Source organism: Microcystis flos-aquae FACHB-1344 (genome assembly GCF_014698375.1).
Taxonomy (GTDB): Bacteria; Cyanobacteriota; Cyanobacteriia; order Cyanobacteriales; family Microcystaceae; genus Microcystis; species Microcystis aeruginosa.
On record NZ_JACJSW010000151.1, the window covers coordinates 24,030 to 31,062 of the forward strand.

At 43.1% G+C, this 7,033-nt stretch carries 6 protein-coding genes and 2 pseudogenes; 4 read left to right on the forward strand and 4 right to left on the reverse strand.

From position 1 onward, the window contains the following. Positions 1-176: 176 nt before the first annotated feature. Positions 177-1,282, forward strand: a pseudogene (locus H6G48_RS13870) (RAMP superfamily protein); the annotation flags it as partial. A gap of 491 nt (positions 1,283-1,773) precedes the next feature. Here the strand turns inward: H6G48_RS13870 and H6G48_RS13875 are convergent. Further along, the gene (locus H6G48_RS13875) at positions 1,774-2,682 is read right to left on the reverse strand and encodes a transglutaminase family protein (protein ID WP_190722215.1); all 909 of its coding nucleotides are present in this window, start codon (positions 2,680-2,682) and stop codon (positions 1,774-1,776) included. A gap of 148 nt (positions 2,683-2,830) precedes the next feature. On the opposite strand from H6G48_RS13875, the gene H6G48_RS13880 reads away from it, so the two are divergent. Then, positions 2,831-4,282: a GTP-binding protein gene (locus tag H6G48_RS13880; RefSeq protein ID WP_190722216.1), complete on the forward strand. Its 1,452-nt coding sequence runs from the start codon at positions 2,831-2,833 to the stop codon at positions 4,280-4,282. Positions 4,283-4,348: 66 nt separating this feature from the next. Here H6G48_RS13880 and H6G48_RS13885 read toward each other — a convergent pair whose 3' ends face one another. Beyond that, on the reverse strand, positions 4,349-4,645 hold the full coding sequence (locus H6G48_RS13885) for a type II toxin-antitoxin system RelE/ParE family toxin (RefSeq protein WP_079206196.1): 297 nt from the start codon (positions 4,643-4,645) through the stop codon (positions 4,349-4,351). After that, entirely contained in the window at positions 4,630-4,818 is a 189-nt protein-coding gene (locus H6G48_RS13890) for a hypothetical protein (RefSeq protein WP_002737442.1), read from the reverse strand. The genes H6G48_RS13885 and H6G48_RS13890 overlap by 16 nt, the downstream gene beginning before the upstream one ends. Positions 4,819-5,164: 346 nt before the next feature. On the opposite strand from H6G48_RS13890, the gene H6G48_RS13895 reads away from it, so the two are divergent. Next, positions 5,165-5,857 carry a Crp/Fnr family transcriptional regulator gene (locus H6G48_RS13895; RefSeq protein ID WP_190722217.1) on the forward strand — a complete coding sequence of 231 codons (693 nt, stop codon included), beginning with the start codon at positions 5,165-5,167 and terminating at the stop codon, positions 5,855-5,857. A 235-nt stretch (positions 5,858-6,092) separates the two neighbouring features. After that, positions 6,093-6,575 carry a DUF29 domain-containing protein gene (locus tag H6G48_RS13900; protein ID WP_190722218.1) on the forward strand — a complete coding sequence of 161 codons (483 nt, stop codon included), beginning with the start codon at positions 6,093-6,095 and terminating at the stop codon, positions 6,573-6,575. Between the two features lie 50 nt (positions 6,576-6,625). Here the strand turns inward: H6G48_RS13900 and H6G48_RS13905 are convergent. Then, positions 6,626-7,033 (reverse strand): annotated as a pseudogene (locus H6G48_RS13905) (IS701 family transposase); the annotation flags it as partial.

Here is a 7,033-nt window from a genome sequence, read left to right on the forward strand (position 1 = left end):
CAGTCAAACCCATGCTGTGTAAGCATTTAGGCGAATTATGTCCAAATCCTCATTCTCATTAAGAAACGCTGAAAGCCTTAATTTTCGTGCTTATTGAGAATGAAACTGTTAGTTTAGCGAGTTCTGAGATTTTAGAAGCCGCTCTGTGACTCCATTTGAGGCACCTGAATCCTTACATTTCTCTCTATCAACCTACCCTAAAATTTGGCATTTCTAGCTCAATAGAACAACCCGATTGGGAGGAGATTTGGACTATCTGGGAAAGAGCTTTAGAATCTGGTCTAGGATGCCGTGTTAGTAGCGGTTACGGCTTGCCAAAAGACATTAAACCTTCAAAAGAACCTTTATATAAATGTTTTCTGAAAGGGCAAGGAATGGCTCCTAAAAGCCTCGATGGTAAAAGGGAATTTCGACCCAATATTTTTCGAGGAGCAATTTGCGGTCATGCTTTGCGTATTTTTGGCGGTTTAACTGATGCTAAAAATGCCGAAAAATTAGTTAATCAGCTATTTGGAGGAATTGACGGAGAAGCAACCGAAGGTTTACTAGCGGTCGATTTTTGTGTCAACTCTCTACAGTTAGGAACCTTTGCCAAGGGTTACAAGGAACCCACCTACACAGTAACAGGAGAATTGCGCTGGATTCTCACCCAATCTCTCCTCGAAAACCAGCAAGAATACTTAAAAAAATTAATTTGTCTTCTCACTCGTTTTGCCATGTTATTAGGAGGATTTGGTAAATCATGGCGACGAGCAGATCATAGTATTTTCTATGAGGATTATTATTCCAATAAACCCTTAATTGGCTGTCATTGGCAATGGTGGGATAAAAGTTCTTTAATCAACGATAATAAAGTCAGAGATTTAACTCATGTTCATCCCTTTATCAAAGATGTTCGCACTATTGCTAAAGAATGGATGACCTGACAAAATATCCCCATAACTCCCGATAATAGTGCTAAGTGGCGAGAAAGTTGGCATCACAGAAATGTCGAGGTTTGGGGAAGAATTGCCGAAGATAAAGATGATTCCCTAGCCATAACATGGCTTCACAAAGCCTATCAAAAATTGGATATTTTAAGTATCTATAAAACCTCGGTGACAGGAATAGTAACAAAAAATATCAATCAAATTGGTCGTCTTTGGCATCGAATGTATCCCAAAAATAATCATCAATACCTAGAATTTTAACAATTTTTCCTGATGACTCTGATGATTGTGCTTATTTTCTAGGTTTTCTAGACGAGAATAATGGTCAAGAGGGAAAATTTCAAAAACTTTGACCGAAATAATCCCGTTTATAGTTAAGTACCTAAGCAAAATTAATTACACATTAGGATTAGTTGGAAACTAAAAAAGTAAGGCTAATTCATTAATTAGCCTTACTCTTATTCCTTACCTATTAGGTCAAATAGGATTAGTTGGAAACATAAAGTTTTGAGCGGTGCGCTCAGACCAGTCAAATTCCCTTACCTATTAGGTCAAATAGGATTAGTTGGAAACTGAGTTAACTGATACTTCTTAATCGAAGCTTGTCCACCGAGACCTTACCTATTAGGTCAAATAGGATTAGTTGGAAAGCAGAAAAAGGGTTTCTTTTAGAAACCCTTTTTCTAATAAATTGTGTCAAATATATCTTGACAAAAATCGATAAAAATGCTACAACCTAACGGGAATATTCGCTTTAAATTACGAACAGCTTAGTGAAGTAGTAAGTTTTCCTTTGGGGGAGTCAGGAGTTGATCGCCAGTCAAGGAAAAACCCGAAATTCAACCTATTCCCTGGGATCAAAATCCGGCAGCGTCCCCAGCTTGCGAATGGTCACTTTAACATCCATAGATAAATAGTCATCAGCATCACCAAACCAAGAACCAGAAAGAGGTATGATTTGACCGGGATGACGAGCGATCGCCACTCGAATTAAATCAAAGCCGGCGGTAATTTGATTAGTCGGATCATAATTACGCCAACCGGCCCCCGGTAGATAAACCTGTAACCAAGCATGGGTAGCGCCAGAGCCAGTCATCCCCACTTCACCACCGTCGAGGGCAGCATCGTAGAGATAGCCACTGACAAAACGACAGGCTAAACCCAATCTTCGCAAAGCTTCGATCATCAACCAAGCATAATCGCGACAAGTTCCCGACTTTAGCCGCAGGGTTTCTCCGGGGGATTGAGTTCCTTCACTCTCCCGGGCTTGGTAGGTAAAATTATCTTTGATAGCGGCCATCATTCTTTCCATGACATCGAGGGTATCATCTTGGTCCCCCGCTACAAAACTTTTGGCCCAAGCTGCCAGGCTGCCGTCGGCATCCTCGGCGTGGGGACGCATAAACACCACTAAATCTGACCATTCATCGGGGGTGTACTGGATGGGAATTTCGATCGCCCGTTGAGCGAGGGGAAAATCAGCGATCGCTTTTAAGCCAAAATGTTCCGCCCGTAATCGACAGGTAACGATTAATTCTGACGCTGCTTGAGCGAATTCAATCCCTACCACGTTGTTAGATAGAGTATCCATAGTCCAGCGCGTTTTGGCGGCAATATTCGCCTCTACAGAATAACTGATAATTCTTTCACCGTGACCGGTGCTGGGCAAAAAAATCGCCCGATGTTCCCCAAAAGTTACCGGTTTACGATAATGATAGGTGGTGATGTGTTCCAAGTCGTAGATGACACTCATCCTGATTGTCCTTAATAAAGTAGCTGGTTATAATTAAATTGAAGATGGTTCCCCCCTTAATCCCCCCTTGATAAGGGGAGTATCTGACAATTTTTAACACCCACCCACTTAATCACTGATAACTGATAACCGATAACTGATAACTGAAATGACCTCTGACCCGTTCCTCGATCGAGCTTGGAATACCGAAGACCTAGAACAAGCGCTTCGAGGTGTCGGCACTATTCAAGAAGAACTCAACTATAATCAGGCACGCAATTCTCTGGGCAAACTTGTTGAGCGTCTCGATCTTACCTCGATCGAGAAAATTGGTCTAGAAGCGGAGATCGATCGCCTAGTGGCCCTGCTGGAAAAACTCGATCGATCCCTGATTCAAATTGCCGCTTTTGGTCTGGTGGGCCGGGGAAAATCCTCGATTTTAAATGCTCTGGTCGGTCAAGAAATCTTTACAACTGGTCCTCTACACGGAGTTACCCGCACCATTAAAGGGGTAAATTGGCAGTTAAGCAGCGATGATACTTTCCCTCATCTAGCGCGTCTGACCCTGAACGGCCAGGGTAATGCTCAGGTGCAATTGCTTGATACTCCCGGTATTGATGAGGTAGATGGGCAAACGAGGGAAATTCTCGCCTGTCAGGTGGCGCAGCAGGTGGATTTAATCCTTTTTATCATCTCTGGTGATATGACCAAAGTGGAATTTTCCGCCTTGGCCAAGTTGCGGGAAGCGGGAAAACCGATGATTTTGGTCTTTAATAAAATCGATCAGTATCCGGAAGTCGATCGCCTCGCTATCTATGAGAAAATCGCCTCAGAACGGGTGAAAGAATTACTCTCCCCCGATGAGATCGTTATGGTGGCGGCCTCTCCCCTCTTGGCGGAGACGGTTAAAGGGCAGGATGGGCGGCTAAAAACGCAACGATTTCGGGGAAACCCCCAGATAGAAGCCCTGAAACTCAAAATTTTGGAAATTCTAGAGCGAGAGGGTAAATCGCTGGTAGCACTCAATTCTATGCTGTATGCGGACGAGGTAAACGAGCAAATTGTCGCCCGCAAAATGGCTATCCGTGATCGCGGCGCTAATCAATTGATTCAAAAAGCAGTGATGATCAAAGCATCGGCGATCGCTCTCAATCCAGTGACGGTGTTGGATCTGTTGACGGGAGCAGTTATCGATCTAGCCATGATTCTCGCTCTTTCTCGCTTATACGGCATCGATTTAACTCGTCAGGGGGCGATCGCTCTTTTACAAAAAATTGCCCTCAATATGGGGGGTATTAGTGCCAGCGAATTTTTAGCGGTTTTGGGCTTAAGTTCCCTAAAAGGATTACTCGGTCTCTCGATTCCTGCCACTGGCGGCATTTCTCTCTTTCCCTATACTTCGATCGCCCTGACTCAAGCGGGGGTTGCCGGTGTATCCTGTTACACGATCGGCCAAGTGACGAAAACCTATCTCGCTAATGGGGCCACTTGGGGACCCGATGGCCCGAAGGCAGTGGTGGCCAGTATTCTCGATTCCCTCGATGAAACCTCAATTCTCAACCGGATTAAGCGGGAATTAGGCTCAAAATTGGGGGGTGGGGGACTTTTCAGTGATCAGTAAACAGTGAACAGTAAATTGAAAACTCAAATCTGACCACTGATAACTGATCACTGATCACTGACTCGATCAATCCAAGAAATGCTTGCTATGGACGATCGCCGCTATAATAACTACTGACCCTTGAATTTGATAGATCAGACGGTAGGCGTAGGCAGACTTTTCTCGGATGGTTTCATCGCTAAATTCAGCGCATTTTTTCGCTTCTAGGGGACAATTTTCTAAAGAATAGCTTATATCAAGAATTCGGCGCACGACGGCCGCCGCGTAGGACGGGGAATCTCGACTAATATAAGATGCGATCGCATCCACGTCTTCAATTGCTTTGGGCGACCAGACAAGGCGATAATTCACTCGATCAGCCATTTGTTTAAAAGACCCTCAACTTCTTCTTGGGGGATTGTATTCTCCAGAGAGGCAGCGTTCAAACTTTGACGCACCTTCTCCAGAACGTATAAATGATACTGAATATCTTCAATTGAACAATCATCTGGTAATTGATTCAAGAGGGATTCAACTTTTTGTCTAATGCTATTCATACAAGTTTGACCGAAGTTTTTAAGGAAAAGTATAAATTTAAGTTATCTATCAACTATCATCTATCATCGGATAGAAAATTATAGTTACGCATCCTATCCTAAGCCATAGTCCCCAGAAAAGCGAGAAAAAGTTAAAAATAGATCAGGTGATTATCTAGCTTTTGTAACATTGGGGCGGGGATACTGTTAAGAATACTTAATAATTCTCCTATCTGCCCAATCCCCGCAACTTTTAGGGATTATTGACCAATAACCATCTAGCGGCCACAAGACCCCCCCAATCACAGAAATTTTTTGTTACATTAGTTTACAGTTCCCTCAACGCCCCAGTGGGTTATTAATTTTAATGTCTTCTTCGGTTCCTTCGTCGGATTTTATACCCTTAATCGGTCAAGAAACAGAAATCTTTAACTGGGCAAAATCCCATTATCGCAACCATACCTTTGCCAAAGATGAAAGAGTAGCCACGCGCCCCGGGCTATTATACTTTGTGGAATCTGGGGCGATTCGTATTGTTGGTAAGGCACAAGTTAACGTTATTGACCAAAAATCCCCCCGTCAACTACCTATTGCCGATAGTGAGGAAGTATTTCTCGGTTTTGTGGGTGCAGGTCAACCTTTTGAGATTGTTTCTCAATTTACCTTTCAATTACAAGCCCAAGCTCATCTAGACGAGACCGAGTTAGTCTGGTTATACTGGGAAGACCTAGAACAATGGCCGCAATTGCGATCGGCTGTTATGGAAACTTTTCGCCATCAATACCAGCGTAAGTTATTTTGGTTGAGTATTCTCGGTCAAAAACGCTCCCTCGATCGATTAATGGGGTTCTTGGTTCTATTATTGGAAGAATACGGTCAACCCTGTGTAGAAGGCTATTATCTTCCCTATCCCCTAACTCACGCTCAAATTGCCAGCGCCATCGGCACTACCAGAGTCACAGTAACAAGATTAATCGGTAAATTGCGACAACAAAATTCGATCTTTTTTAAGCAGGATAATCTTATCGGATTGCCCAGTTTATTTTTGAGTCAGAATTAATTTTTCTGCTGCTGGTCTTGCTGACTCAAGGTATGAATAAGTAATAGGACGAAATTAACTTCTTGGTTAGGAAAGGCAAAAGGCACTCATGCAAGAGCTAGTTAGATATGTGTAATTAATTGTGTCTAGCTACTTACCAACTGTGCATCCTATCCAAAAGCTAGTTTGGCTCTAGGTTTTAAAAATCCCACACAAGAAGATTCCTATCTCAAATCAGCAACGTCAGAAATCTATTATGACCGCACAAACCCCGCCATCGCTCTCCGTTCTCTATGAGGAAGATTTTGTTCTCTGGACAGAAAAAACCGCCGAACTGTTAAAGCGAAAAGAGTTTGACAGGGTGGACTGGGAAAATCTGATCGAGGAAGTCGAATGGATGGGAAAAAGTGAGCGCCAGGCCGTAGAAAGTTTATTAACTCAACTATTAATCCATCTTCTGAAACTGAGTTATTGGGCAGCGGAAAGAGAACGAAACGCGCGTCATTGGCTAGGAGAGATAGCCACTTTTCGAGTGCAACTGAAAAAAAAGATGAAAACCCCAACTCTGAAAAATCATGCCATCAATTCCTTCGGGGAGGCCTATTCAGACGCAAGACAAACCCTAATTGATGGGAGAATTGTCGATAAAAATACAATTCCCCTAGAGTCTATATTCACTCTCGAACAAGTATTAGACGGGGATTGGTTCCCCATCGATATCGCACCTTTTCTTAGTTAAGACACACATTCCGCACTTCACTAAGTAGCATAGTGGGACTTAAACAAATTTCAAGCCCAAATAAAGCCTAAACTGGCTTTGTAAGCGGCAAACACATCCCGATTCTCGGTCAGCCACTCAAAGAAACGGAAAGACATCGCTGTCCGAAAAGCTTCTAAAGCTTCCACAAAAGTGTTTAAAGGTCGATTCGCCCACCGCCTTTGCAATCCCCCAGTTAACTTATGCCACAGGATAAATGTATAGGCACAAAACACCAAGATAAAATGACGAAGTAAGCTTCGTTTATCCCTGACTTGGTATTCCCTTAACCCTAACCATCCTTTGGCTTCTCGGTAGAATACTTCCACCCAATTTCTTTCGGTGTAAGTCTTGACTATCCACGAAGCTGTTACTGTATCTGCCTCAACTACATTGGTGATGAAATAGTCCACCTCTGTGGCTTTTTCCATTGAACTTGC